The sequence below is a fragment of the Acinetobacter sp. CY79 genome (assembly GCF_059515845.1).
In genome coordinates this window covers 15,045-41,530 of sequence record NZ_JCAKMY010000029.1, presented here as the reverse complement: position 1 = coordinate 41,530, position 26,486 = coordinate 15,045, and the positions used below count along the sequence as shown (strand labels likewise).

General features: G+C 39.1%; 25 protein-coding genes and 1 pseudogene. 8 read left to right on the top strand and 18 right to left on the bottom strand.

The genetic code is table 11. The annotated features are described in order from the left end of the window. Positions 1 to 68 precede the first annotated feature (68 nt). Positions 69 to 1,234 (top strand): IS3 family transposase gene (locus AC5YCE_RS12335; RefSeq protein WP_496171372.1). Its coding sequence is split into 2 segments (ribosomal slippage): positions 69 to 336 and positions 336 to 1,234, totalling 1,167 coding nucleotides; the frame shifts between segments, so codons are not numbered across the junction. Positions 1,235 to 1,450: 216 nt separating this feature from the next. Here AC5YCE_RS12335 and lysM read toward each other — a convergent pair. From lysM to AC5YCE_RS12300, 7 genes are all read right to left on the bottom strand, one after another. Then, the gene (gene lysM / locus AC5YCE_RS12330; protein ID WP_496124452.1) at positions 1,451 to 1,924 is read right to left on the bottom strand and encodes a peptidoglycan-binding protein LysM; all 474 of its coding nucleotides are present in this window, start codon (positions 1,922 to 1,924) and stop codon (positions 1,451 to 1,453) included. Positions 1,925 to 2,166: 242 nt separating this feature from the next. Then, entirely contained in the window at positions 2,167 to 2,403 is a 237-nt protein-coding gene (acpP, locus tag AC5YCE_RS12325) for an acyl carrier protein (protein ID WP_166322567.1), read from the bottom strand. A gap of 83 nt (positions 2,404 to 2,486) precedes the next feature. After that, the gene (gene fabG, locus AC5YCE_RS12320; RefSeq protein WP_496172242.1) at positions 2,487 to 3,221 is read right to left on the bottom strand and encodes a 3-oxoacyl-ACP reductase FabG; all 735 of its coding nucleotides are present in this window, start codon (positions 3,219 to 3,221) and stop codon (positions 2,487 to 2,489) included. Further along, positions 3,218 to 4,204, bottom strand: a complete 987-nt coding sequence (gene fabD, locus AC5YCE_RS12315) for an ACP S-malonyltransferase (RefSeq protein ID WP_496172241.1) — start codon at positions 4,202 to 4,204, stop codon at positions 3,218 to 3,220. Before fabD ends, fabG begins: the two co-directional genes overlap by 4 nt. Positions 4,205 to 4,373: 169 nt before the next feature. After that, positions 4,374 to 4,820, bottom strand: a complete 447-nt coding sequence (locus AC5YCE_RS12310; RefSeq protein ID WP_496172240.1) for a hypothetical protein — start codon at positions 4,818 to 4,820, stop codon at positions 4,374 to 4,376. Positions 4,821 to 5,209: 389 nt separating this feature from the next. Further along, the gene (gene rpmF / locus AC5YCE_RS12305; RefSeq protein ID WP_035269206.1) at positions 5,210 to 5,395 is read right to left on the bottom strand and encodes a 50S ribosomal protein L32; all 186 of its coding nucleotides are present in this window, start codon (positions 5,393 to 5,395) and stop codon (positions 5,210 to 5,212) included. Positions 5,396 to 5,472: 77 nt separating this feature from the next. Next, positions 5,473 to 6,030: a YceD family protein gene (locus AC5YCE_RS12300; RefSeq protein ID WP_496124448.1), complete on the bottom strand. Its 558-nt coding sequence runs from the start codon at positions 6,028 to 6,030 to the stop codon at positions 5,473 to 5,475. 97 nt (positions 6,031 to 6,127) lie between these two features. Here AC5YCE_RS12300 and AC5YCE_RS12295 point away from each other — a divergent pair, with 97 nt between their 5' ends. Next, on the top strand, positions 6,128 to 6,790 hold the full coding sequence (locus AC5YCE_RS12295) for an elongation factor P hydroxylase (protein ID WP_496124447.1): 663 nt from the start codon (positions 6,128 to 6,130) through the stop codon (positions 6,788 to 6,790). 299 nt (positions 6,791 to 7,089) lie between these two features. Then, entirely contained in the window at positions 7,090 to 7,707 is a 618-nt protein-coding gene (locus AC5YCE_RS12290; RefSeq protein ID WP_496172239.1) for an L-threonylcarbamoyladenylate synthase, read from the top strand. Positions 7,708 to 7,989: 282 nt separating this feature from the next. On the opposite strand, the gene AC5YCE_RS12285 is transcribed toward AC5YCE_RS12290, so the two are convergent. After that, positions 7,990 to 8,760, bottom strand: a complete 771-nt coding sequence (locus tag AC5YCE_RS12285; protein ID WP_496172238.1) for a GNAT family N-acetyltransferase — start codon at positions 8,758 to 8,760, stop codon at positions 7,990 to 7,992. Between the two features lie 314 nt (positions 8,761 to 9,074). Between AC5YCE_RS12285 and AC5YCE_RS12280 the strand changes: the two genes are divergently transcribed. The 3 genes and pseudogenes from AC5YCE_RS12280 to rluB all read left to right on the top strand — a co-directional run. Beyond that, a complete protein-coding gene (locus tag AC5YCE_RS12280; protein WP_496172237.1) occupies positions 9,075 to 9,866 on the top strand; it encodes a segregation and condensation protein A in 792 nt (263 codons plus the stop codon). Continuing rightward, entirely contained in the window at positions 9,863 to 10,453 is a 591-nt protein-coding gene (scpB, locus tag AC5YCE_RS12275; protein ID WP_496172236.1) for an SMC-Scp complex subunit ScpB, read from the top strand. Before AC5YCE_RS12280 ends, scpB begins: the two co-directional genes overlap by 4 nt. A 41-nt stretch (positions 10,454 to 10,494) precedes the next feature. Beyond that, a pseudogene (gene rluB, locus AC5YCE_RS12270) lies at positions 10,495 to 11,460 on the top strand (23S rRNA pseudouridine(2605) synthase RluB); the annotation flags it as partial. A 352-nt stretch (positions 11,461 to 11,812) separates the two neighbouring features. Here the strand turns inward: rluB and bioD are convergent. From bioD to rlmF, 8 genes are all read right to left on the bottom strand, one after another. Then, complete coding sequence (bioD, locus tag AC5YCE_RS12265; protein WP_496172235.1) at positions 11,813 to 12,454, bottom strand: dethiobiotin synthase; 642 nt, start codon at positions 12,452 to 12,454, stop codon at positions 11,813 to 11,815. Further along, the gene (gene bioC, locus AC5YCE_RS12260; protein ID WP_496172234.1) at positions 12,451 to 13,323 is read right to left on the bottom strand and encodes a malonyl-ACP O-methyltransferase BioC; all 873 of its coding nucleotides are present in this window, start codon (positions 13,321 to 13,323) and stop codon (positions 12,451 to 12,453) included. Before bioC ends, bioD begins: the two co-directional genes overlap by 4 nt. Positions 13,324 to 13,330: 7 nt before the next feature. Next, entirely contained in the window at positions 13,331 to 14,488 is a 1,158-nt protein-coding gene (locus tag AC5YCE_RS12255) for an 8-amino-7-oxononanoate synthase (protein WP_496172233.1), read from the bottom strand. Further along, positions 14,485 to 15,768: an adenosylmethionine--8-amino-7-oxononanoate transaminase gene (gene bioA, locus AC5YCE_RS12250; protein ID WP_496172232.1), complete on the bottom strand. Its 1,284-nt coding sequence runs from the start codon at positions 15,766 to 15,768 to the stop codon at positions 14,485 to 14,487. Before bioA ends, AC5YCE_RS12255 begins: the two co-directional genes overlap by 4 nt. Before the next feature lie 84 nt (positions 15,769 to 15,852). Beyond that, positions 15,853 to 16,575, bottom strand: a complete 723-nt coding sequence (locus tag AC5YCE_RS12245; protein WP_496172231.1) for an alpha/beta hydrolase family protein — start codon at positions 16,573 to 16,575, stop codon at positions 15,853 to 15,855. A gap of 164 nt (positions 16,576 to 16,739) precedes the next feature. Then, on the bottom strand, positions 16,740 to 17,063 hold the full coding sequence (locus AC5YCE_RS12240) for a DUF6176 family protein (protein ID WP_496124437.1): 324 nt from the start codon (positions 17,061 to 17,063) through the stop codon (positions 16,740 to 16,742). A gap of 233 nt (positions 17,064 to 17,296) precedes the next feature. After that, a complete protein-coding gene (gene ftn / locus AC5YCE_RS12235; protein ID WP_496172230.1) occupies positions 17,297 to 17,761 on the bottom strand; it encodes a heteropolymeric bacterioferritin subunit Ftn in 465 nt (154 codons plus the stop codon). Positions 17,762 to 18,157: 396 nt separating this feature from the next. Then, entirely contained in the window at positions 18,158 to 19,123 is a 966-nt protein-coding gene (rlmF, locus tag AC5YCE_RS12230; RefSeq protein ID WP_496172229.1) for a 23S rRNA (adenine(1618)-N(6))-methyltransferase RlmF, read from the bottom strand. 329 nt (positions 19,124 to 19,452) lie between these two features. Here rlmF and AC5YCE_RS12225 point away from each other — a divergent pair, with 329 nt between their 5' ends. Next, on the top strand, positions 19,453 to 20,517 hold the full coding sequence (locus AC5YCE_RS12225) for an SDR family oxidoreductase (RefSeq protein ID WP_496172228.1): 1,065 nt from the start codon (positions 19,453 to 19,455) through the stop codon (positions 20,515 to 20,517). A 367-nt stretch (positions 20,518 to 20,884) separates the two neighbouring features. Beyond that, positions 20,885 to 21,949 (top strand): NADPH-dependent curcumin/dihydrocurcumin reductase, encoded by a 1,065-nt coding sequence (curA, locus tag AC5YCE_RS12220; protein WP_496172227.1) that lies wholly within the window; start codon positions 20,885 to 20,887, stop codon positions 21,947 to 21,949. Positions 21,950 to 22,027: 78 nt separating this feature from the next. Here curA and AC5YCE_RS12215 read toward each other — a convergent pair whose 3' ends face one another. After that, complete coding sequence (locus AC5YCE_RS12215) at positions 22,028 to 23,998, bottom strand: glycine betaine transporter (RefSeq protein WP_496124432.1); 1,971 nt, start codon at positions 23,996 to 23,998, stop codon at positions 22,028 to 22,030. Positions 23,999 to 24,319: 321 nt separating this feature from the next. Next, positions 24,320 to 26,359, bottom strand: coding sequence for an NAD-dependent DNA ligase LigA (ligA, locus tag AC5YCE_RS12210; RefSeq protein ID WP_496172226.1), 2,040 nt, complete (start codon positions 26,357 to 26,359; stop codon positions 24,320 to 24,322). Positions 26,360 to 26,486 lie beyond the last annotated feature (127 nt).

Genomic DNA, 26,486 nt, shown 5'->3' with positions numbered 1-26,486 from the left:
AGTGATGTGTGCTGATAAAAACGGAGGCTTTCACTTGGTAAACTAGACATACTCATCAGGAGTTTACCATGAGCAAAAAACAAAAGATTTATACAGCAGAATTCAAAGCTGAAGCAATCAAAGCGATTGAATCAAATCAAGGCAATGTCTCTGAAACTGCTCGACAGCTTGGTATTTCCATGCAAACCCTTTCAAATTGGTACAACAAAGCAAAGGTTGGGACATTAGAAGGAACACAACAATATTTGCCCGATCTCGTTGCTCTACTCGAAGAAAATAAGAAACTCAAACAACAACTCAAAACTGCGGAAATGGAAAAAGAATTTCTAAAAAAAGCGGCAGCGTACTTTGCCAAAGAAAGTCAGTGAGGTACGCTTATATGAAAGAGCACAAAAACACATACCCAACCACGATGATGGCTAGATTGCTAAATGTCTCAGTATCAAGGTTTTATGATTGGCTTAAACAAGGTTTAAGCCAACGAAAGATTCTAAGCAATCAGCAGACAATATTGGTCAAAATCGCCCATCAAAAGACCAATGAAAGTTACGGTTATATTCGGCTGACCAAGTATTTACAGGCTCAAGGTATCCAAATTAGCCAGTATGCTGTGCGTTGCATTAAACAGCAGAATCATCTGTACTGTAAGCGCCATAAGCGTTTTAAAAGAACAACGAATAGCGACCACAATCGTTCTATTTATAATAATTTGTTAGAGCAAAACTTTGCAGTAACTGCTCCAAATGTTGCGTGGGTAAGTGACATTACATATGTATGGACAGCTGAAGGATGGCTGTATCTAGCTGCTTTAAAAGACCTTTGTAGCAAACAAGTGGTTGGCTATAGCTTAAGTGAACGGATGACATCACAGCTTGTTTGCAACGCACTTAGCATGGCTATCCGCAATCATAAACCCTCTCGAAACTTAATCGTTCACTCAGACAGAGGAAGCCAATATTGCAGTAAAGAATATCGGAATATGCTTGAAAAATATGGTTTCGAAGGCTCAATGAGTAAAAAAGGAGATTGTTACGATAATGCGCCGATTGAAAGCTTTTGGGGAATATTAAAGAACGAACTTGTACATCATCGCAATTATAAAACAAGGGAGGAAGCTAAGGCTGATATTACAAAATATATAGAGTTATTTTATAATCAGCAGAGAATTCAGAAAGGATTGGATTTTAAGACACCAAATCAAATGGCAGAGGACTTTTACAAGTTGGCTGCCTAGAATCTCCCAAGTTAAAGCCTCCTGTTAATTCAGCATACATCAAAATTGAAAAAGATGATCAATATACACAGGATCTAAAAATTCGCACTTTAGAATTATTTCGACGAGATTTAAGAAATATAGAAATTATTACCTTTGATGAACTATATGAGCGAGCTAAATTTATCGTTAAACATTAAAAAAGGCGCACTAAGCGCCTTTTTTAAACCTCAATGATTACTGAGGAATACGTAAAACCTGACCTGGGAAAATATCATCTGCATTTTTTAACAATGGACGATTTGCTTCAAAAATTTTATTGTACTGATTGGCATCACCATAAAATTCTTTCGAAATTTTAGAAAGGTTATCACCAGATTTCACTGTATAGAATTTGCTTTCTGGTTCTGGTGTAGCCACTGTAAGTTGATCATCCACTTGCGCAACGTGATCAATATTACCCACTGCAAGAATGATCTTTTCACGATCTGCTTGAGTTTGAACCTGCCCTTTTACAGTTGCCAAGTCAGATTGACCATTATAACTTACAGACAAACCTGTCACTGGAAGACCAAGTGCTTTGATGTGTCCTAATAGTTTGTTTGCAATTTCTTGTGCAGATGGCTCAGCAGGCGTTGCTGGTGCTGCTTGCTGTTCTGCAGGTGCTGTATTTTTTTTACCGATGCCTTTAACAAAATCAAAAAGACCCATGTGTATTCTCCGTTTAGTTTTAAATGGTGTAGTTCTAAAAAATCGTAAGTTTTATGTTTAAATTTAACTTTATTTTTTATACCTAAAATTTAGACCATTTAAGTGTAGCTTTGGTGAATTAAACGTAACGATATGTAATTATAATTTTTTGATTTAATAGAAATATTTTTATTTTATACAGACAATAAAAAACCACCTATGAAGGTGGCTTTTTATTTTCAGCGATGCTGAAAAGTCTTTAATTAAGCAAGTTTCTTAGAAACGTAGTCAATTGCAGATTGAACAGTCGTGATTTCGTTAGAATCTTCGTCTGGGATTGTAATGTCGAAATCGTTTTCGAAAGACATCACAAGCTCAACTAAGTCTAAAGAGTCAGCACCTAAGTCATCCATGAAAGACGCTTCGTTTTTAATCTCTTCAGCCTTAAGACCAAGTTGCTCAGCTACTGCTTGTTTGATACGTTGTTCGATATCGCTCACAGGAATTCTCCTCATTGCTTGTGGCGTTATAATTGCCACTAGTTTAATTGAATCTAAAGTTTTTTCAAAGTTTATACATCGCTTTAAGCCATGTATAGACCACCATTTACATGTAAAACCGTACCTGTAATGTAACTAGCCTTGTCAGAGGCTAAAAAACTTACAGCATCAGCAATGTCCTGAGGCTCACCAAAGCGATTTAAAGCCACTTGGTCACTCATTTTCTTACGAATTTCTTCACTCAATTGCGCTGTCATTTCAGTCGCAATAAAACCTGGTGCAATACTATTCACAGTAATTTGACGACTACCCATCTCTTTAGCAAGGCTACGGCTGAATGCTTCAATGCCTGCTTTTGCAGCAGAATAGTTTGCTTGGCCTGGGTTAGCAAAATGCGCAACAACCGAACTAATATTAATAATTCGACCATAACGTGCTTTTGTCATACCTTTAAGGACACGCTTAGACAAACGGAAGACAGCTTTTAAATGGATATTTAAAATGTCATCCCAATCATCTTCAGACATGCGAAGCAACAGATTGTCTTTTGTGATTCCTGCATTATTCACAAGCACCAAAACTGAACCGTAATTTTGTTCAATATCAGATACCAAAGCATCAATTGCCGCACCATCACGTACATCTAAAACTTTGCCTACGCCATTCTCAGCAAACTGTGCAGATAATTTTTCCGCACCCGCTTCAGATGTCGCTGTACCTACAACAAAAAATCCGTCTTGAATTAACTGCTGAGCAATCGATGCACCAATACCACGGCTTGCACCCGTTACCAAAGCAACTTTACGTTCTTGTGTCATGCAATTTTCCCTTCAGCCACTAAAATGGCATTTAATGCATCTTCCATGCGAGATTGGGTATCAAGTGGAAATGCTTTCTCGATATTTGGTAGGCGTTTCGCCAAATTTGCCAATACATTACCCGGACCACATTCAGCAATATAAGTAATGCCTTGGTCTTGTAATAATTGCATTGTTTTCGTCCATTGCACTGACTCATACAATTGAGCAGTCAATGCTTGACGAAGTATAGCGACATCAGTAGCAGCTTCTGCACTGACGTTTTGAATCACAGGAATTTGTGGCATTTGAATATCAGTTTGTTCTAATGCTTGAGCAAACTTTTCAGCAGCAGGCTTCATCATTGAACAATGAGATGGTACAGAGACTGGCAGTGCTATCGCCTTACCACCATTTTCTTTTGCCAAGCCCATCACTGCCTCAACAGCAACAGTTGCACCTGCAATCACAACTTGACCTTGAGCATTATAGTTAGCAGCTTCTACAGAGCCATTTGCTTGTGCAGACACTTGTTGGCAAAGCTCAACAACTTTCGCATCATCCAAACCAAGGATTGCCGCCATTGCACCAGCACCTTGTGGCACAGCATCTTGCATCAACTTACCGCGCAAGTTCACAAGTTTAACAGCATCGCCTAAGCTTAAGCTTCCAGCAGCAACCAATGCGCTGTATTCACCCAGTGAATGTCCAGCAAGATATTTTGGTGCTACACCACCGAGTTCCAACCATACACGCCATAATGCGATACTCGCAGTCAGCAACACTGGTTGGGTAAATTCTGTTTGGTTTAACCCTTCACCACTTTGTGCAATGTGCCATAAATCAAAACCAATTGCTTTGGATGCTTCAGCAAATGTTTCTTTTACACCACTAAACTGTTCAGCAAACTCTGCCAACATTCCCACTTTTTGTGAACCTTGACCTGGAAATACGAAGGCAGTTTTCGTTGCGTTTACAAATTTTGAGCTGTCTATCATGGACATATAAATACATCTTGTAGTCTAAATTTGAGTTGATTGTATCTTAACAAGCTTGTTTCGGTGTCACCATCGCAAAAAATACCGTTTTTCTTGGTTATTATTTATAAGCAATATTGAGGGTTTAAACCTGAATCTCCTTCAAGGAATAGGACATAAGCCTTCACACTTAACATTATACAACATACTGTATTACAATAAGTTTTACTCTATTAAAATAAAATATATTTAAATCCTCTTGGTTTTTATTTCTTAAAATTAAGCTACGTGTATACCGATATTTTTTAGACGTGACACGTTCTTGCACTACACCATTATCATCATTTTGGTTGAGTTCTGCGCTGACTTTTCGAATATCAAAAACTGAGTTATGGCGATTGAATCGCTTATTTTCCACCATCACATTTTGATCTTTCATTACATCATCAAATATGACCAGATCAATCGCGTATTGGGATTTGAACCGACGAAAATCTAGCACACCGCAACTGCTTGCCTGCTCCTCATCATCAATTATCCCAACACAGAAGTCATTTTCATAATGCTTTGGCTTACGATTGCCCTGCTTGAGAAAATGATCTGATATCGCCTTAAATTGTTTTTTAGTTAAGTTTTGACCCAAGGGAATATTGATACGCTGCTGAGGATCTAACTTTTGATCAACTTAATGGAAAATATTTTGAGTGGATTGTTTTGCTTGAGCTTGACTGAATAAAATCGTTAAGCCAGCAAATACACACATCATCAAGCTTAAAAATTCATTTTTTATTTTCATATTGCTTAGTCTCTATTTATTCATATTTTGACAAAAGAATGACTTACTTTTTATTACTACGACTGATCAAGATTTAAGATACTTATTGATCAGTGTTCTTTTTAAAATTAATTCAAATGTTCTAATTTTGATCAAAAATCATAAAGCCAACGACACATAACCATAAAACAAACATAAAAAAAGGGAGCTTACGCTCCCATTTTTTCTACTAAGCTTGACGCTTAATACATTATCACTTATTCAGCATCAGCTGCTTTAGCGAATAATTGACGACCACGGTAAACACCATCTTTAGTCACGTGGTGACGACGATGAGTTTCACCTGTAGTTTGGTCTACAGTTAATGCATTCTCGGTTAAAGCGTCATGTGAACGGCGCATGTCACGGCGAGAGCGACTTTTACGGTTTTGCTGAACGGCCATGATGGCTCCTTACAAAGATCGAAAAAATGGATCAGAACAAATTCAGTTGTCTTATACTTTACAGTATAACACAAAAATTAGTTAAGTTTACCCTTTAGAGCAGCCAAAGCTTCAAACGGATTATCTCGTTTCTCTTCAACGATCTCTTCAACGGTAGGTTGATGCTTATGCACACAAGACTCATGCTTAGGCGACAAAGGCATCAACAATAACAACTCATCTTCTATCAGTGCAAGTAAATCAGCGGTGGCAGGTGCATCGTATGAACCTTTCGTCGTTGCTTCACTTTCACCTAAAACGATGAAATCAGCATCCTCATCCAAGCGCTCTATCAGTGACTCATTATCGATCAAAGCCAGATGAAAATCTAAAGCAAGGGGTATTTCAACAGTATCCAAACAACGTTGGCATTCCATTGGAACGTTTGCTTTCACACTACCATCTAGCCATACAATACGATGATACGCATCCATTGATAGCTTACAGTCTACGTTAATCAATTGATCATCAATTGATCCAACAGCTTCACGGGAAATTCGAACAAGGCGTGACAATGGCAAGGTACCTGACCATGTAAAACCTTGTTCGGCCCATTTAAACGGCTCAATCTGTGCCGGAAAGGTATTTGCTGACATAATTAAGGCGGCAATTCTACAAATTCATAAGTACTCTGTCAAAGATTAAGATACAATTTTGTACTTATTCAGACAGATCATTTGGGTAATACAAGTCATGCATCAGTTGCAGCCGCAACCTGAAGTCACCACTTCATTACAGTTAAACTATCCTATGCCTTCAGCTTTAGCCGATTACTTAGACCGCGTGCAACTCGCACCTTGGGTAAATCTGCAAACAGAAGCGCTACAGGTAGAGTGGCTTATCTTACACTTTAATCATTGGTTTTCCCACTTAAATGTCACTTTGATCAAAGGTGATTTTGAACCTGAATATTTTCCTGCAACATCAACTACTTCAGCTCGCATTCAATTTGCACATGGTTTTTTTAATAGTGCTTTACATGAAATTAGCCATTGGACGATTGCGGGTGATGAACGTCGAAAACTTGCCGATTTAGGCTATTGGTATGCCCCCGATGGACGTACCGCTGAGCAACAAGCCTTATTTGAGCAGGTTGAAATTAAACCGCAAGCGATTGAATGGTTATTCGCACAAGCCTTTGGTCGTAAGTTCCGTGTATCACTGGACAACCTCACAGGTGATGCAGGAAATGGCGCAACCTTTAAAGATAACGTCTTCGCGCAACTACAAAAATATTTTAGTGGTGAAGCTAAGCTACCTCGTGATGCAGCGCATTTTATTCATTGTATTTGTCTCTGCTGTCGAGCAGGTCAACCGCTACGTGCTGATGAATTTAAGCGTGAAATGTTAGACTAATGCATATGTACTATGGATGTGCTCAAGATGGTTTATCATCTAAAAGAGTAACCATTTAAATTGATTGAATGGATGAGAGGTGATTTAAATGGTGAAAAATCCACATTGATCAATTGAACCATGACCTGACTCAGGTAATAATGAAATTGTGCACCATCCGCCATTGAACAAAAGCACTCTGTTTTTTGCTCTGTGTTGCACTGATTGAAGGTACTAAGCAAGTGCTACAAAATGATTAGTTTTAAGCCGCAAATATATTTACAGATACTTAATATAATAATCACATCAGGAGAATCATTATGCTGCATTTAAGAGTACATCCTGACAATCCTCAACCTCGACTCATTAGCCAAGCTGTCGAACGCATTCGCGCAGGCGATGTCGTGGTCTATCCAACGGATGCTGCCTATGCGATTGGCTGTCAGATCGGAAATAAAACAGCTATGGCACGTATTGCACAGATTCGTGGCTTAGGTGAAAAGCACCAATACGCCATTATCTGTGCCGATCTTTCAGATATTGCCACTTACGCCAAAGTCGACAATGCAATGTATCGATTACTTAAACACAACACCCCTGCTGTCACGACTTATATTTTGCCTGCAACCAGTGAAGTGCCGAAACGCTTAATGCATCCTAAAAAGAAGACTATCGGTCTGCGTGTCCCGAGTAATACGATTTGCCAAATGCTCCTCAAAGAACTGGGTGAACCCCTCTTGACCAGTACATTAATTCTGCCTGATCAAAATGAACCTCTAGATGATCCTTATGACATCAAGCTGCAACTAGAAAAGCGCATTGATGTGTTTATCGACAGTGGACTCGGGACTTTAACCACAACCAGTATTGTAGATTTATCTGGTGATACCCCTGTAGTGGTACGTCGCGGTGTAGGTGATGTCAGCGCTTTTGAGTAAGCACTTTTCAAGATATTATAATCTTTAAGCACTCTGAGCTGAATCATCATTTAAATAAAAAAAGCCATCTTTCTAGATGGCTTTTGATTGGGTCAGTATCTTAACCTCACTCGAATCCTGCTTAAGGAAATGAGAAGATTCATATTGAGACTCCCCCATGATTTTGATCATAAAAAAGTCCGCCCTTTGGTCTGATAAAGTTAAAAATCAATCATAAAATTACGCTTATCCTATGATTTTAAAGGAAAATTCTTATCGTTGATTCGGGTTAACCTACACATTCTATTTTTTATCTTTACGTCCTGTGATTGGATAAAGCTTCATAAAATCTTCTAGTCGATTTTTTTGCTCACGCTCTAGATTAAAATTGTCTTGTTTCAACCAATCTTCAAAAGCCAGTTTCAGTTTTTGCCATTCTTCATCCAAAATTGAAAAGCAAGCTGTGTTTCGGTTACGACCTTTGACGATTCGATCTTGTCTCAGCGTCCCTTCGTATAAGAAACCAAAACGTACCGCAGCATTTACTGAAGCCTCATTGGATTCATCGCAGCGCCATTCAACTTTACGGAATCCGTATTCGAAGCATTGATTGAGTAATAAATAAACCGCCTCGGTTGCTGCTGTGGTATGACGTAACTGCTCAGAAAAAAAGAGATTACCAATTTCAGCTTTACGATTCAGCTCATCAATATTGATCAAACCCATCCAGCCCCAATACTGATGTCCTACTTGCACCAAGTAGTGTTGTGCCTGCTTTAAACCAAATTCAGTTTTTAAACTTGCCTTGAGATCATCCTGCGTATTGAAACCGTCATAACGCATATATGTCCAAATGGCTTTTGCATTTTCTAACTCAGTATCTCGATCCAAAGTTCGCCAAATATTTCTAAAAGCGCTATCTTCATCTTCTTCCGAGATGCTATTCACTGGAATGATTTTGCACCAACGACCATTCAGTTGCTCTGCATGAAATTTATCAATTTCATCCGTTTCAACAGGTGCCCCAACCACTTGGTTAAATTCATTTAATTCTGTTTTTAGATATTCAAACATTTTTATTCTTTATAAATATGACCAAAGTCTCAATTTTGCAGTTTTTATGAATATTTATCTAGTATCTTATTGAAAATAATAACCAAAACACACTTACAAAACATCAACTTCGATCTAATTTGAAGCTCGAGTACTTTATTTAATACTTTTTATCGTAAAAACCGCTATTTTCAATTTATTCATCGGGCTTTTTCATTTAGAATAGACCTATTCTTTTTATGCAATTCGAATCACTGTCCTTTTTACTGATTTCGATAAGTGATCTCCTGAATCGCTCAACATGCTTTTGAAAATTCGCGTGGCTAATAACTGTAATGACTCAAGCAATCCATAATTCGATGGAGCCTTCTTCACACATCCGTGTCATGGATGAGTGGCAAGAAGATCTTCCTGAAGATTTATACATTCCGCCTGCAGCATTCGAAATTCTATTAGAACATTTCGAAGGACCACTCGATTTTCTGATTTACCTGATTCAAAAAAATGGCTTTGACCTCCTTCAATTGGATATCTCTCCGATTGCCAGCCAATATTTATCGTATATCGACAGTATGAAATCGTTAAATATTGAGCTGACTGCGGATTACTTGGTGATGGCAGCACTGTTGGCAGATTTAAAGTCTCGTTTATTACTGCCTAAACCGAAAGCGATTCATATTGAAAAAGATCCCAAACAAGAGCTGATTGATCGTTTAGAAACCTATTTAAGAGTAAAACAAGCCGCTGAACGCTTGGGTCAGATGCCTATTTTGGATCGTGATACCTATTTAACCAATGTGTCTATTGGGCATATCGAGACAGTGAATGAAGGTTATGACGTGAGCATGCTCCGTGATGCCTTATTTTGCATCTTTAATCGTCCAGAACCTGTAGTTCATCAGATTGTCCAAGAGCCTGTTTTACTGGAAGAACGTATTTCTTATATTGAACATATGGTTCAAAGCGGTGAAGTACTGAGTTTTAAAAAATTACTTAAACCGAGCCAAGGTCGTATGGGCATGGTCGTAACATTTATGGCTATTTTAGAGCTGACGCGTCAGCAGAAAGTTCAGATTGTCAGTTCAGGCATTGAGTCCCCGTTAACGATTCAGGGATCACATGTATGACGATCGATCAAAGTACAATATTTAATATCGATGAGTCGCATCATGAAATCTTGATGCAAATGGAAGCGATTATTTTTGCAAGTGATGCGCCTGTCTCTGTCGCTCGTTTAAAAGAAGCGTTTCAAAACCAATATTCAAAGCAACAACTGCGTGCTTATTTACAACAGCTTGCAGTATTACAACATGGTCGTTCCATTGAGCTGGTTGAAACAGCTCAAGGTTTTCGCTTTCAAGTACGTGCAAAGTACCGCAGTACCATCGCTCAAACATGGCCTGAACGCCCAACCAAATTATCACCCTCATTGTTAGAAACATTAGCAGTGATTGCTTACCATCAGCCCGTGACCCGCGCTGATATTGAGCAGATACGTGGAGTAACGAATAACAGTCAATTATTGAGAACGTTATTCGAATGGAACTGGATTAAAGAATCAGGGTTCCGTGAACTTCCAGGAAGACCCGCGTTGTTAGTTACAACGCCACAATTTTTAAATGCTTTTGGTCTCAATTCTTTGGATCAATTGCCTCCCCTACAGGATGCCAAGGAAGCTTTTTTGACTTTGGATGCTCATGCACCCATGTCTTAAATAGGTGAACTGTTGATGATTATTTCTAAGGTTATGCTGTTATGAGTGAAAAATTGCAAAAGGTATTAGCACGTGTTGGCTTAGGCTCTCGCCGTTATATGGAAGAAGTCATTGCTGCTGGTCGTGTTAGTGTCAACGGTCAAGTTGCTCAAGTGGGTGAACGTATTGAACCTACCGATGAGCTTCGCATCGATGGTCGTAAAGTTGCGTTCCAAATTGAAGATGAAATTCGCCGTCGTGTTTTGATTTATTACAAACCAGAAGGCGAAATTTGTTCACGTAATGACCCTGAAAATCGCCCAACGGTATTTGATCAATTACCTTCAATTCCGGGTGATCGTTGGGTAATGGTGGGTCGTTTAGATATTAACTCGACTGGTCTTTTGATGTTTACCAATGACGGCGAGCTTGCAAACCGTTTAATGCACCCTTCTAGCGAAATTGAGCGTGAATACGCGGTTCGTGTGATGGGTGAAGTAACACCTGCTTTGAAAAAGAACATGACCACAGGTGTTGTTCTTGATGACGGTCCTGCCAAGTTTGAATCGTTCTCTGAAATTGGTGGTGAAGGGATTAACCGTTGGTATCAAGTGGTTGTAAAAGAAGGTCGTAACCGTGAAGTACGTCGTATCTTTGAATCACAAGGCCTAAAAGTAAGCCGTTTATTACGTACGCGTTACGGTACTGTGATTTTGCCACGTGAACTTCGTACTGGTCGTTGGGTTGAATTGGATAAAAATGATATCGACAACTTGACCAAAGCGGTAGAGCTTAAACCACGTCAAGGTACAGGTTTGTTTGGGATGGCGAAACGTCGTAACGAACGTATGCAAGACAAACCCCTTGCTGCACGTCGTGGGGGATACTTACGTCAACAGCGCCGTGACGAAGGTGAAGCTCAACCTGAGTTTAACCGCGAATCTCGTCCAGACCAACGTCGTGACTCACGTCCAATGAATACAGATAACCGTCGTGAATCACGTCCTATGAATACGGATAACCGCCGTGATTCTCGTCAGCCAAATTTCGATCAGCGCCGTGACAATCGTCCATCAGGTGAGCCAGGTCGTAGTGACAATCGTAGCTTCCGTCAAGATCGCCCAACAGGCGCACCTCGTCGCCATGAAAGCACTAACTACAACAGTGGCAATCGCTTTGAGCGTAAAGAAGAGAATGGAAACACTGCTGAAACACAGCAACGTGAAGAATCTCGCTTTACACAGCGCAAACCTTTTACAGTGAATAAAGGTTTCAAAAAGTTCTAATTGCTGAGCGTATTTCAGCTTCAGACAAGAAATAATCAAAAAAAGCCACTCTCATGAGTGGCTTTTTTTATACGTTGATCTGTGACTACAGAACTTATAGCGCAGGAATATCGATCCATTGAGCTTGAGGAAAATGTAATTCTAAATATCGTTTTAAGTAGGCAGCCGTATCTTGTGAAATTTTCGGATCTTGAGATTCATCTTTAAGGTTATAAGCCACGGCAAATAAATTTAATCCACGGTGTTGAATTGCTTCTAAGCTCAACAAGGTATGATTAATACTGCCCAATCGACCTGAAGAAACCAAAATAATCGGATAATTCTTTTCAACCAAGTAGTCAATTGTGAGTAATTCAGTTGTGAGTGGCACCATCAAACCACCAGCACCCTCCAATAACACCACATCAAATGTATCTGCAAGTTTTTGAGTCGCTTCTTCAATTTTTTTAAAATCAATATCTCGTCCATCAATTTGTGTGGCTAAATGTGGAGAAGCTGGATAACTCAAGATTTCAGGCATTGTGAGTTTTGAATCGTCTTCAGCAAACCATCCACGCCCCATAATGTCACGATGCTTCTCAATATCTTCAGAAATACCATCATTACCTGTTTGTATCAGTTTCTGCGTAATCACATTTTGACCTTGCTCAAACCATCGCTTTGCGAGATAGCCTGTCGTATAAGTCTTACCAATCCCTGTATCAATGCCACTTACAAAGTAAATCTGACCACTCATACCACGCTCCGCGCAATCACATAAATAGGATGATAACTCAAAGGATAAACCAGATTTTCATGTTCATCGGTCGTGATAAATTGACGATACGCTTGGTAAAAGTTCTCTAAAGATTGCTTTGTCCAACGAAATTTACTGGCCGTAGCTGTCACCCCTGTTGCTTTTAAATGCTGCAACACATCCTTTGGATGCTTAAAATTCAAAGTATCGACTTGTTCTGAAATATGTAAAATCTCAAAGCCTTGATCTTCTAGTTTGAGTTGAATCTCACTCATGTCGTAATAACTTAATCCCTGTTGGGTTAAGGCTTTTATTTCTTTTAAATTCTGCGTACCGAAGGTCGAGAAGCAAAACAGTCCTTGTTTTAATAAAGCTTGATTCACCTTTTTTAACAAACCATCTAAATTGTGCATCCACTGTATCACTGAACTTGAAACGATCAGGTCTAATTCTTTCGGAAAGTTAATCTGCTCTGCATCGCCAATATGCCATTCGATTGTGTGCTGATTTTCAAGTCTATTTATCTCGAAGCTATTTTCCTCAAACTCGAAGCTATTTTCCTCAAAACTGTTTCCTTCTAAACCCACAGTTTCAAAGTGTTGTTTAACTTCCGCATATAGATCATTGAGATAAATGCTTTTGAAGATTTGATTTTCCATATAGAGCTTGGTCAGATTTCCTGATCCGCAACCGATCTCAAGAATACGTTTTGGATGAGCTAGATCTCCATCTATACAATGGTATTTAGACATCAATTGCATCAATCGTAGCGCAATCTTTTTCTGAATAATGGCATGCTCATCATAACTTTGCCCTGCTTGAGCAAAGCGCTTAGCGATCTCTAACGTATCGATATGAACTAATTCCATTTAAACCTCAGAGCAAAGCCACAAGACGGTCAAGATCATGCTGATCAATTCGCGTATTTAAACAAATCCTCAAACGAGAGCCACCATGGGGAACGGTCGGTGGGCGTACTGGCATGATATAGAAACCTGCGTGTTGTAGCTGATTGGCCAGCGCCACGGTTTGAATCGAATCCCCCACGATCACGGGGACAATCTGGCTACTCGAAGGACAATCATAATTTTTTGCAAGAATTTGAATATTCAATGAATGACTCAGACGTTTTAAATACTGTCTTTGATCATTCATCTTCACCACTTTCTGTAAGATAAAGTTTGTCCATGCCATACACATCGGAGGCTGTGCAGTACTAAAAATCAATGGGCGCATTTTATTGATCAAGAAATCTCGAATGATCGGATGACAAATCAAATATCCACCGACAGAGGCTAAGGCCTTACCAAATGTTCCGACGATAAAATCAACATCTTGAATTACACTTGCCTGTTCGACGATGCCTAAACCCTGCTCACCTCGAACACCAATCGCATGTGCTTCATCCACATAGAGCATCACATTCGAATATTGTTTTTTAAGCGCCACTAATGCAACCAAATCCGCCTCATCACCATCCATACTAAAAATAGATTCAGTGACAATAATGATCCGCTCAAAAGTTTGATCAGCTTGGTATTTTCTTAATAGTGCATCCAAATGTTTAAGATCGTTATGGCGATAACGCACATATTGCGCAGTTGAAAGTCGCATGCCATCAATCAAACTGGCATGTACCAACTTATCTGCCAAAACCAATGTTTTATTGTCACATAAGGCTGGCAAGATCCCGATATTCATGTGATAGCCACTGTTAAACAACAGCGCAGACCGATTTTCAAATAACTGACTTAAACTATGTTCAAGTTGTTTATATGCAGGAAAGTTCCCTGTTAAAAGGCGTGAAGATGAAGAACTCATTCGTCGCTCTGAAACGGGAGTCAGGTCAAAGAACTCTTCCCGAAGTGACTCATCACTCGCCAATCCCAAATAGTCATTGGATGAAAGATTCAACATTCGTTGATCATTGATTTGAATATCACGACCCAATTGAATATTTGCAGTGAATTGTCTGAGATTCCCTTGTTTTTTTAACTCATCCAAATGCGATGCATAATGATCTAATACACTCATGACAGCGCTTCCTGCATGTTTTGAACAACATCGACCAACTGGGTTAATAAAAACTCAAGTTCATGCTCAGTAATGATATAAGGGGGCATGACATAAACCAGCTTTCCGAAAGGACGAATCCACACACCTCGTTCTACAAATTGCTGTTGTAATGACCGCATATCCACATCGAATTTTAATTCCACTACGCCGATTGCACCCAATACACGTACATCATTGACATGATCAAGATGATTTAAAACGGTCAGCTTAGTTTTTAAATGGTTTTCGATACGCTTTATGTTGGCTTGCCAATCTTGTGACAACAGTAATTGCGTACTTTTTAAAGCCACAGCACAGGCTAAAGGATTCGCCATAAAGGTCGGACCATGCATAAACACCCCAGCTTCACCACGACTAATGGTTTCAGCAACATGTTGAGTGGTTAGTGTCGCAGAGAGTGTCATATAGCCACCCGTTAGGGCTTTACCCATACACATAATATCAGGCGCAACTTGTGTATGTTCCCATGCGAACATTTTTCCTGTACGTCCAAATCCTGTTGCGATTTCATCAAAAATCATCAAGATATTGTATTGTTCACACAGTCTTTTGGCTGCTTTGAGATATTCAGGATGATAGAAACGCATTCCCCCTGCACCCTGAACGATTGGTTCAATAATGAAAGCAGCAATGGTTTGATGATGTTGCTGAATCATCTGTTCGAAAGATGTCATTTCGGAAGCATGCCACGTTTGATCAAACCCTATAGACGGTGCATCGACAAAAATACGATTGGGTAAGCTTGAACCAAACACTTGATGCATTCCTGTCACAGGATCACAGACAGACATAGCATTCCACGTGTCACCGTGGTAACCCGAGCGTGGTGTTATAAAATTGGTTTTATGTGTTAAACCTTGAGCAGTCCAATATTGCACTGCCATTTTCAGTGCAATTTCTACTGCAACTGAACCAGAATCTGCATAGAAAATTTTGTCGAGATTGGGTGGTGTGATTTTTAATAACAGTTTACCCAATTCAATCGCGGGATCATGGGTGAGTCCACCAAACATGATATGCGACATCTTTTGCAGTTGATCAATTGCAGCTTGATTTAAATCAGCATGGTTATAACCATGAATCGCACACCACCAAGATGACATCCCATCAATCAACTGGCGACCATCTTCTAACTCAATCGTCGCGCCATATGCCTGCTTCACTTTATAGGTTGGCAATGGATCAAGCATCGAAGTATATGGATGCCAGAGATGTGCTTGATCAAAACTATCCGTCATTCCTAATTTGACTCATTTCTTTATGCTTTTTTGATCATAACGTGCACATAAAGATTAAGGTATTGCCTGATCGGACAATCTTGATTAACTTTTCTCGAGTCGTTTTAAATATTGAGTGATTTTGTCACTTAAGGCTTCATATTGGAAAACTGGAAATCCATGCGATCCATGAACGGAATCTACATTTAAAAACTTTGCGCCTAATTTTCTAAAATTATCCATAATTTTGTAACTAACTAGACCATCAGCCTCAGCAAAGACATGTAACTGACTTCCGGGATAATTTTGGATAGTGTCAACAGTATTGAATTGCTCCAACATCTCTAAACCACAACTTTTCAGCGCAAGTTCCTCGTCATTTACCGAACTTTGTAATTTTTGCCAGTCTAATTTTGCATTACTACGCCCTTGAGTCACCAAGTAACAGAAACGCTTTAAAGTGGTTATAGGGTTTTTCTCAAATGCGCTTTTAAAACTTAAAAAGGTAGAATTCTCCATTCCAATCCCCCATGTATCATTGGCAATGAAACAAGGATTACTGGCCAAAGTGATCAAAGCTTTCAATTCCCCTGTCTGCTCATGGATGTGTTGCGCAAGCTTTGTCGCAAGCTGTCCACCTAAGGACCAGCCCATAATCACATCAAATTGCTCAGCAAGCTTTACATGTTTGATGAAATCATCGGCATCAAAACCATTAAATATATTGATCAATTCAACCTCAAAACCTTTTTGAATCAGTGCATCTTTCAGCGCTTGTAATGGCTGCGTCCCTACAGCCCACCCCGTGATAAGTAATATCTTCTGCATCCCTTCAAACTCGTTATCCTCATTTGTTATTACTATATAAAGTCTTAACCACAACTACATTGTGAAATAACGACAAAATTCAGTGTATTAAATGATAGTGACGAAGAAAGAATTCTTAACATTAAGTGTGTGCTTTAAAAAGATTCGCAAATTAAATACACATTTTATTCATTATTTTCTAAATCGAGTAACAGTTTAGCTGGATAAACCTTGAACCAATTTGTCTTAAACTGTTTATGAACCTGATCGATCTCGAAGGTGCTGCTACGACCAATCTGTTGTGCCTTTGCAATATCGTGGGCGCGCATATAAGCAATAAGATAATCCTTAGCCTCTAAATTTAAATAAAACCAAGATTCAATCAAGACACCTTCTGCTTTAAGTGTTTCAATCGCTTCTATTTTTCTATTTTCTAATTCTTTTTGCCAATCATTTATTTGTTTCAAGCGATCTTGTTTTAGCTCAATGAGTACTGCACCCACATCCATTTTATTCTCTTTTTGTGTGCTGAATGAACACTTAAAATATAGCGAACACTTTGAGATTAATAGTCAAAATTTGTGATTATCCTTAAATATCTTTCATGCACTGCTGTTATTTAGAACGCTTGCGATAAAGCACTCAGAAACAAAATAAAAGTCCCGACATGAAAAAAGCCCAACTTTCATTGAGCTTTCAAATGGGTACTTTATCTACACTTTAGAGCATATGACAGCCAAAATTACATTTGTGATTGAATATAGTTTTGCAAACCAATCAACTCAATCAAACGTAATTGCTTTTCAAGCCAATAGGTGTGATCTTCTTCAGTATCTGACATTTGTTGACGTAGCATATCACGGGTAACGTAATCGCCTTTTTCTTCACACAGCTTTACACCTTGTGCAAGTTTCTCACGTACTTCATATTCAAGTTTTAAATCCGCTTTTAAACAGCTCACCACATCTTCGCCAACATCAATATCTTCACGATTCATATTTGGCGTACCTTCCAAGAAAAGTACACGACGAATGATCGCATCAGCATGCTGTGCTTCTTCTTGCATTTCATGATCGATACGCTCGAAGATCTTGCTTAAGCCCCAATCTTCATACATACGCGAATGGATCAGATATTGATCACGTGCAGCCAGCTCACCACCGATCAACATATTCAGATAATCTACAACTTCTGGATTGCCACGCATTTCATTATCTCCATTTCTTTGTGGACATTATGATGAAAACGGTGATATTTTGCAAAGATTAAAAAAATGTAAACCCATGATTTATATAAAATAAAAATGAGAAACATACGCATTTACACACATCAAATATCGAATTAACATATATAAAAGAACATCTTGCATTAGTTACAGGGCAGAAATTTTCCGATAAAACTATTTTTATGTAGTATTGATTTTTTGTAACCAAATTCAAAATCTTGGCTGTGCCTGTTCATCTTACCGTATATGAAAAAGTTTAAATTGAACGACCACATCAGCAATACTGCAATACTTAGGCAAATTTTTACCTTAATTAAGAATTAAGCCAACTAATGGCAAAACCCAGCGTCCAATAGCAAAAAATTCATCGAATTGAGCTTAGCGCCAATGAGTCTGCTTCCAATCTTGTTGTTGCTGTTTATTCAAGAACGTCCAAGCCACAAAACGGCTCTCTTTTTGCCCTTGAGCCATCTGAATCGTTTGGACTTCCAAAGCACCAATACGTTGTAAGGCTTTTAACAGCGATGGTAAAGTGGTCTTTTTCGATACGAGCGTAGTAAACCAGAAACACTGCTGACTAAAGACTGAACTTTCTTCAACCATTTGGCATACGAAACGTTCTTCTCCACCGTCACACCATAACTCATTTTTTTGACCGCCAAAGTTCAAGACTGACTTACCATTCTCCCGCTTGCCAAGATTATGCAGTTTCTTCGATGCTGTAGCCTTGGCTTCTTCTTGCGAAGCATGAAACGGTGGATTACACAAAGTCAGATCAAAACGATCCGTGGGCTTGATGATGCCTTTAAAAATATTTTGAGGCGATTTTTGCAAACGAATATGAATCCCCTTGCTTAGATTAGAGTTGGCTTGTGTAATGAGCTGAGCACTACTCACCGATGCAGGATGAATGTCCGATCCGACAAATTTCCAACCATAACTACGATGACCAATTATAGGATAAATGCAGTTCGCCCCAACACCAATATCGAGTACATGAACTTTATGCCCTTGGGGTATCTGATCGCCATTACTCCCACCAATTAGGTCAGCCAAATAATGAATATAGTCTGCTCGCCCGGGAATTGGCGGGCAAAGAAAACCCTGAGGAATATCCCAATGTTGAATGTGGTAATAATGCTTAAGCAGGGCTTTATTCAGCGTTTTCACTGCGTCAGGATCAGAAAAATCAACGGAAAGATCATCATATTTATTCAGTGATACAAAAGGAGCAAGTTCAGAACAACTTTTAATCAGCTGAGGAAAATCGTAACGACTGCGATGTAAGTTCCGTACATGTAATTCCGATTTTTGTTTCGGAAATAATTTCTTTGCTTGCGCCATTTTTTTGCCAATAATCAACGAAGGACGAGAATAATCTGGTGATACAGGATTTAATCCTGCGTAAGAACTGACATTGTACGTGAATTCAATTCACGATGACGATCAAAAACTTTCATTCAGTTACAATTGCCAATTCATCAAACAGGCTTTTAGATATTCGGTATATAAACATAATGATATAGGCTGAGCTATGTACAGGCGACGGTGCCAATGCTTTATTTGAACAAAAATAAATGGGGCAATATGAAAAGCTGATCAAATTAATCACAGACAAATCTTGAGATTCTCAATATGATAAAAACAAAGTTGATGAATCAAAGTTGATGAATATGAATACCAAGACAATAACAACACCCATTTTAGTCACAGGAGCAACAGGTTACATTGCAAGTTGGGTGATTCAAAAATTACTTGAGCAAGGTCACACCGTTCACGCGACAGTTCGTGATTTAAATAAAACTGCTAGTTTTGCTCATCTAGAAAAAATTGCTCAAGAACTCAATGCCAATCTCAAATTATTCAAAGCCAATCTCCTTGATGAAGGCTCATTTGACGAGGCTATGCAAGGCTGCGAAGTCGTGATTCACATGGCATCTCCTTTTCTAGTGACCAACTTTAAAGACCCGATTGCAGATTTAGTCGATCCAGCAGTAAAAGGCACAATTAATGTTTTAAACAGTGTCAATCGCACTGAATCTGTTAAGCGTGTCGTGGTGACTTCGAGTATTGCTTCAACCTATGGCGATGCAATTGATATCTTAAAAACTGAAAATAATGCCTTTGACGAAAGCCATTGGAATACCACCAGCTCTCCTGAACATCAGCCCTATTATTATTCTAAAGTGGCTGCTGAACGTAAAGCATGGCAAATGCAAAAAGCGCAATCACGTTGGGATTTGGTCTGTGTAAACCCTGCATTGGTGATTGGCCCTTCGCTTACTCCTATGACTAAATCCGGTAGCGTTGAAGTGCTTCAACAATTTGGCAGTGGTGTAACGCGTTTTGGCGTTCCCAAACTATGGAGCGCTTTGGTTGATGTCCGAGATGTGGCCGATGCACATTTAATCGCTGCATTTAAATCAGATGCGAAGGGTCGCTATATTATTAGTGCGAAATCATTATCTATATTGGAAATGGGACAAATCTTAGCCCAACATTTTGGATCAAAATATCCCTTCCCTAAAATGGAAACGCCAAAGTTTCTCATCAAAGCTGTCGGACCTTTTCTTGGACATTCACGTAAGTATGTCGAGCTGAATGTCGGTTATCCAATCTACTTCAATGCACAGAAGAGTAAAGATGAACTAGGAATAGAATATCGTGAAGTTGAGAACAGTTTGATTGAACATTTCCAACAATTGATTGACGATGGGATTGTCAAAAATCGTGCATAAAAACCTTATTTAAAGTCCTCGTTGAGGGCTTTTTTTTAATTACAATTGTGAGTAATATTTAATTAACCCGAATCCTGCTTAAGAAAATAAGACCATTCATCTTGAGGCTTATCCATCATTTTGATCATCAAAAAGTCTGTGCCTTGATCTGATAGCGCTAAAAATTAATCATAAATTATATTTATATTATGATTTTAAAGAAGAATCCTTATCCGTGATTCGCATTAATTAAAAAATATATTAAGCAAACAATCCGTTTACTAAATTTTACAGACCCATTTACAGAATACATTGTTCCAAAAACATCTCTCCCAAGATAAATATATTAGTTTAGAGTCCATAATTAGACGTTTTATTGGGCTTAGATATGGAACATTCACCTTCAGACAATATCATGGTCACTTTAAATAAAAGACCAGTTAGTCTTCCAAATAAAAATGACTTTTTAATTAAAACTTCTACTGTCCCTAAGCTAAAAACAGGTCAAATACTGTTAAGAACCTTATATTTATCACTTGATCCCTATATGAGAAATCGTATGGATGAGTTTTTCGAAACACATCAAACTTATGTCACGCCTTTGAAAATTGGAGATGTGATAATTGGGTCGACCATCAGTGTCGTTGAAAACTCTCAAAACTCAAATTTTAAAGTTGGTGATATTGTTTTAGCCAATTCTGGATGGCAAAAATATTCAATATCTGATGGAAAGGATATACAAAAGATTAATAAAGATATTCCAAAGCTTTCCTTGGCCCTCAGCCTATTTGGCTTACCTGCATTTACTGCCTATTATGGAATGGTAGAAATTGGCCAACCTAAAAAAGGAGAAACTGTTGTGATCTCTTCTGCAGCAGGCGCGATTGGTTCAGTTGCAGGACAGATAGCAAAAATTAATGGAGCTAGAGTCATTGGTATTGCTGGTGGCAAGGAAAAATGTCGATTTGTCGTTGAAAAGTTTGGATTTGACCAATGTCTTGATTATAAAGATCCAAATTTTGAATCACTACTTGAACAATCTACTCCTAATGGAATTGATGTGTACTTTGAAAATGTTGGTGGTCGTGTTCTAGAAACGATCTTTCCACGACTCAATTTGAGTGCACGTATACCATTATGTGGTTTAATTTCGTACTATAATCAGCAACCATTACCACATGGACAAATAAAACTTTCTGAATTTCTTTATGATGTTTTATTAAAACAATTAAAACTCACTCCCTATATCATTACAGATTATTATTCCACGCATTATGACAATTTCATTAAAGATGTAAGCTATTGGTTTAAGAACGATCTAATCACAAATCAAGAAGACATTTTTGAGGGGATTGAAGCAGCTCCTGATGCTTTTATCCGCTTATTATCTGGCAATAACCAAGGAAAAGTTTTAGTTAAAGTTTCTCAATTTGACGAGAAAAATGTACCGTAAGTTACGGTACATTTACTTAATCATAACAATGATTTAGAACATGTAAATCAACTTTAAAAATTTTAGAGTTGACGATGTTTAATCAGGTGTGCGCACCAAGCTCAGGAAATGCAAATGACGCTCATATTGATCAATGATGTCTTGAAGTAAATCCTCCCGCGTCCAATCCATCACATCATAGGCCTGACCACCTTCTCGCAAGAACACTTCCGCTTGAAAATATCGAATATTTTCTTCACTCGATTCAGGCATGAAGCTTGGCGGTAAAGTCTCACGAGCCACCACTTGATAGATAAAATTCACTTCATTGTGATGATCCACTTTTAATGCCAAACCATTTTCAATGGTCTCAATAGTCACGTTTAAGTAACGTCGTTCAAATTCGACTTGTACACTTTCAAAAGCAGACTTTACTTCAATATCAATATAATGGCGCACTTCAGCTTCACTATGCGGATAATGCATAATCAAGCCTAAACGTTGTTGCCAACTACGTGGTGTTTGAATCGCTCGCGGTGTGATTCTCGCATCTTGAAGTGCATACATTTTGGTGACATCCAGTTTTAAGGCTTTCAGCAAACCCCAACTGATAAACAACATGATCAATGTAAAAGGCAAGGCACTCATCATCGTTGCAGATTGCAAGGCGCTTAAGCCACCCACTAAAAGCAAAACGATCGCAAGAAACGCCATCAAGAATGTCCAAAATAAACGTTGCCAAGCTGGAGATTGATCAGATTTTGCAGTGAGATAATCTGTGACTAAAGCACCTGAATCCGCTGAGGTGACAAAAAACAACATGATCAATAAGGTAGCAACTAAACTCATGACAGAAGAGAATGGAAGCGTTTGTAAAAACTCAAACAGTGCAACAGAGGAATCCGTTTGAACCGCAGTGACCAGTCCATGGTTGGCTTCATGCAAAATGCTATACAGTGCAGCATTACCCATAAAGCCCATCCAAATCAGGGTAAAGCCTGACGGAATAAGCAATACTCCCACGATAAACTCTCGAATACTCCGCCCTTCTGAGACCCGGGCAATAAACATCCCGACAAAGGGTGACCATGAAATCCACCATGCCCAGTACATAATGGTCCAACCACCAATCCAGCCATTTGGTTGATAGGCATAGAGATTGAAAGTCATACTAAATAAATTAGAAACATACTGACCTGCATTTTGAATCGTAGTTTGTAATAAATAAATGCTTGAACTGGCAAAGAAAACAAAGAGCAACAAGGTAACTGCCAAAATCAGATTAAGCTCTGATAAGCGTTTAATTCCCTTGTCTAATCCGAAAAATACAGACAGTGATGCCATCGCGCTGACAATCATCACCAAAAAAATTTGCGTCGTTGATGATTGCTCTATACCAAATAAATAATTTAGCCCTGAGTTAATCTGTGTTACACCAAAGCCAAGTGTCGTCGCCACACCAAATACCGTACCGATGGTGGCAAAGGTATCTACAGCATCCCCAATTGGGCCATAAATTTTCTTACCAATGATCGGGTATAGTGCTGAGCGAATCTTTAAGGGTAAATGATGTCGATATGCAAAGTAAGCTAATGCTAAACCGACAATGGTGTAGATCGCCCATGCATGAAAACCCCAATGGAAAAAGGTAACACGCATGGCTTGTTGTGCTGCTGATATCGTCTCACCTTCACCGACGGGTGGTGAGACATAATGCATCACAGGTTCAGCAACACCAAAGAACATTAAGCCAATGCCCATTCCCGCAGTAAACAGCATAGCGAACCATGAACCATTGCTATAGGTCGGCTGGCTATGATCGGGACCGAGTTTAATTTTGCCCATGTCTGAAAACGCAATATAAATCAGTAAAATCAGAAAAATAGCGACAGATAAAACATAGAACCAGCTAAAAGAATCGGTAATCCATTGATTCAATTGTTTGGTGAGAAGATCAAAAGCGTTGGGTGCTAAAACCACTAAGGTGAGAAATAACGCAATAATAATGACTGTACTTAAAAAGACATTTGGATTCACATTGGAATACCAAGATGTATTTTTGGAAGGCATAAATCCCCCATTTCATTTTTAATTTAGGTGATTGACCACAATGGTCTTAAAAGCATTCACACGAGGTGAATAAAGAACAGGTTCTGAAGACAAACATTCGAACCGAGGGCACATCATAATTTATGATTAAAAATAAAGCAGTTAACTTAATGTAACTTTGGCTATACATAAATATGCAGGCTAATATATGGGTTATGTTCGAGGCAACTTTCTTATAGTGTGGCTTAAATCAGTTCTATATTTAGATTGTTTTACCTAAGCTCAAACAAGTGACCTACTCCATCAACACAATAGAGCAGGTCAATATTTTTCTAAAAAATTTTAGCCCTCAATGCCCTGTCCATACTCAGCCATGAGCGCTAAAAATGCGTGTTCATCCAACACAGGCACACCGAGCTTTTCAGCTTTATCCAGTTTTGAACCTGCTTTTTCACCTGCAACGACACATTTGGTTTTACTGGACACACTACCGCTCACACGCGCACCTAAAGCTTGTAGCATCTGAGTCGCTTCATCACGCCCCATAGAACTTAAAGTTCCAGTCACCACCCAACTTTCACCATTCAACGGCTGACGTGTAGGCGCAACAGGTGCATCCCAATGAATCCCGGCTTCGATTAAACGATTCACCACTTCAACATTATGCTCAGCTTGGAAAAAATCTAAAATCCACTCAGCTGTAATATCACCAACATCAGGCGTCTTCTTCAACGCGTCAAGATCCGCTGCTTTCAGCGCATCCAAAGTTTGGAAGGTATTTGCAAGCATGCGTGCCGTTGTTTCGCCCACACCACGAATCCCCAATGCAAAAATAAAACTCGCAAATGTGGTTTTCTTACTGTTTTCAATCGAATCAATTAAATTTTGAACTGATTTTTCACCCATTTTTTCAATGGTCAATAACTTTTCACGATGTGTGTGTAAGTGGTAAATATCAGCAACATCTTTGAGTAAATCTAAATGCAATAAAGACTCCGCCCAACGATCTCCCAAACCTTCAATATCCATGGCTTTACGCGAAACAAAGTGTCGAATTGCCTCAATACGCTGTGCCGCACAATATAAACCACCTGAACAGCGTGCAAGCGCTTCACCCTCAGGCATCACCACTGGAGAATCACATACAGGACAGTTCGATGGTAAATGCACTTCTATAGCATCGACAGGGCGGAACTCAGGCCAAACCTTTTCAACCTTTGGAATCACATCACCACTACGATAAACACTTACCGTATCGCCTATACGTACATCGAGACGATGAATTTCTCCGATATTGTGCAGTGTCACATTTGAAACCGTTACACCACCCACGGCAACTGGGTTTAAACGTGCCACAGGAGTCAAAGTCCCTGTTCGCCCTACTTGCCAATCAATGTTATCCACGGTGGTCAAAGCAGCGACCGCAGGAAATTTATAAGCCGTCGCCCAACGTGGCTCACGACTCAAGAAACCAAGCTGTTTTTGTTGTTTAAGATCATCAACTTTGATGACCATACCATCAATTTCAACACTCAGGTTTGGACGTTCTGCATTGATTTTTTCATAAGCAGTTTGTACATCTTGAATAGAATCACAGACAAAATGCTGTTCACCAATCGCAAAGCCAAACTGCGTTAACCATTCTAAGCTTGCCGACATCGTCGTTTGCCCATGATGTGGTTCGCACTGTGCAATCCCATAGGCATAAAATGCCAATGGGCGTGATGCCGCTATACTTGGGTCGAGTTGACGTAAGCTTCCTGCTGCAGCATTCCTTGGATTGGCAAAAGTTTTTTCACCCTTCGCTTCATTTTCAGCATTTAATTTTTCAAAGCCTGCTTTCGGCATGAGTACTTCACCACGAACTTCCAATAATGCTGGAACAGGTGCTTTATCCGAATTCAGTACTTTCGGTAAGTTACGAATGGTTTTGACATTTTCAGTAATCACTTCGCCTGATTCACCATCCCCACGTGTCACTGCACGAGTCAATACTCCATTTTCATACCACAATGAAATCGCTAGACCATCAAATTTTAGCTCAACATCATATTGAATTTTTTGATTGGGTAAGCGCTCTTCTATACGACGTGCAAATGCATAAAGTTCTTCTTGGTTAAATACATTGCCAAGTGACAGCATAGGTACGGCATGCGTGATATTTTCAAACTTAGACAACGCCTTTCCACCCACTTTATTGGTCGGCGTATCGGATTGAATCAGGTTTGGATATTGTTGTTCTAAAGCTTTAAGTTGATGAAATAATTGGTCATATTCACTGTCTTCAATCGTTGGCTGATCCATTACATAATAGGCATGATTATGTTGTGCAAGCAGTTGAATGAGCTGACGCATTTGCGCCAATACAGCAGTTTGATCCATGAAATTTCACCATATAAAAAGGCGGAAAATTCCGCCTAAATTCGTCTGAGCTGATTATAACCATTTTATTGAAATCGTTTGAACTCAATTCAGTCATTGAGCTATGGCAATGCTGAGTTTACATCAC

What these genes read in the sequence shown, in the direction of transcription:
- lysM (WP_496124452.1), bottom strand. Translation starts at nt 1,924, where the DNA reads ATGGGTCTTTTTGATTTTGTTAAAGGCATCGGTAAAAAAAATACAGCA.
- fabG (WP_496172242.1), bottom strand. Translation starts at nt 3,221, where the DNA reads ATGACACAAGAACGTAAAGTTGCTTTGGTAACGGGTGCAAGCCGTGGT.
- fabD (WP_496172241.1), bottom strand. Translation starts at nt 4,204, where the DNA reads ATGTCCATGATAGACAGCTCAAAATTTGTAAACGCAACGAAAACTGCC.
- rpmF (WP_035269206.1), bottom strand. Translation starts at nt 5,395, where the DNA reads ATGGCCGTTCAGCAAAACCGTAAAAGTCGCTCTCGCCGTGACATGCGC.
- AC5YCE_RS12300 (WP_496124448.1), bottom strand. Translation starts at nt 6,030, where the DNA reads ATGTCAGCAAATACCTTTCCGGCACAGATTGAGCCGTTTAAATGGGCC.
- AC5YCE_RS12295 (WP_496124447.1), top strand. Translation starts at nt 6,128, where the DNA reads ATGCATCAGTTGCAGCCGCAACCTGAAGTCACCACTTCATTACAGTTA.
- AC5YCE_RS12290 (WP_496172239.1), top strand. Translation starts at nt 7,090, where the DNA reads ATGCTGCATTTAAGAGTACATCCTGACAATCCTCAACCTCGACTCATT.
- AC5YCE_RS12285 (WP_496172238.1), bottom strand. Translation starts at nt 8,760, where the DNA reads ATGTTTGAATATCTAAAAACAGAATTAAATGAATTTAACCAAGTGGTT.
- AC5YCE_RS12280 (WP_496172237.1), top strand. Translation starts at nt 9,075, where the DNA reads ATGACTCAAGCAATCCATAATTCGATGGAGCCTTCTTCACACATCCGT.
- scpB (WP_496172236.1), top strand. Translation starts at nt 9,863, where the DNA reads ATGACGATCGATCAAAGTACAATATTTAATATCGATGAGTCGCATCAT.
- bioD (WP_496172235.1), bottom strand. Translation starts at nt 12,454, where the DNA reads ATGAGTGGTCAGATTTACTTTGTAAGTGGCATTGATACAGGGATTGGT.
- bioC (WP_496172234.1), bottom strand. Translation starts at nt 13,323, where the DNA reads ATGGAATTAGTTCATATCGATACGTTAGAGATCGCTAAGCGCTTTGCT.
- AC5YCE_RS12255 (WP_496172233.1), bottom strand. Translation starts at nt 14,488, where the DNA reads ATGAGTGTATTAGATCATTATGCATCGCATTTGGATGAGTTAAAAAAA.
- bioA (WP_496172232.1), bottom strand. Translation starts at nt 15,768, where the DNA reads ATGACGGATAGTTTTGATCAAGCACATCTCTGGCATCCATATACTTCG.
- AC5YCE_RS12245 (WP_496172231.1), bottom strand. Translation starts at nt 16,575, where the DNA reads ATGCAGAAGATATTACTTATCACGGGGTGGGCTGTAGGGACGCAGCCA.
- AC5YCE_RS12240 (WP_496124437.1), bottom strand. Translation starts at nt 17,063, where the DNA reads ATGGATGTGGGTGCAGTACTCATTGAGCTAAAACAAGATCGCTTGAAA.
- ftn (WP_496172230.1), bottom strand. Translation starts at nt 17,761, where the DNA reads ATGCGTGGCAATCCAGAAGTTGTAGATTATCTGAATATGTTGATCGGT.
- rlmF (WP_496172229.1), bottom strand. Translation starts at nt 19,123, where the DNA reads ATGGCGCAAGCAAAGAAATTATTTCCGAAACAAAAATCGGAATTACAT.
- AC5YCE_RS12225 (WP_496172228.1), top strand. Translation starts at nt 19,453, where the DNA reads ATGAATACCAAGACAATAACAACACCCATTTTAGTCACAGGAGCAACA.
- curA (WP_496172227.1), top strand. Translation starts at nt 20,885, where the DNA reads ATGGAACATTCACCTTCAGACAATATCATGGTCACTTTAAATAAAAGA.
- AC5YCE_RS12215 (WP_496124432.1), bottom strand. Translation starts at nt 23,998, where the DNA reads ATGCCTTCCAAAAATACATCTTGGTATTCCAATGTGAATCCAAATGTC.
- ligA (WP_496172226.1), bottom strand. Translation starts at nt 26,359, where the DNA reads ATGGATCAAACTGCTGTATTGGCGCAAATGCGTCAGCTCATTCAACTG.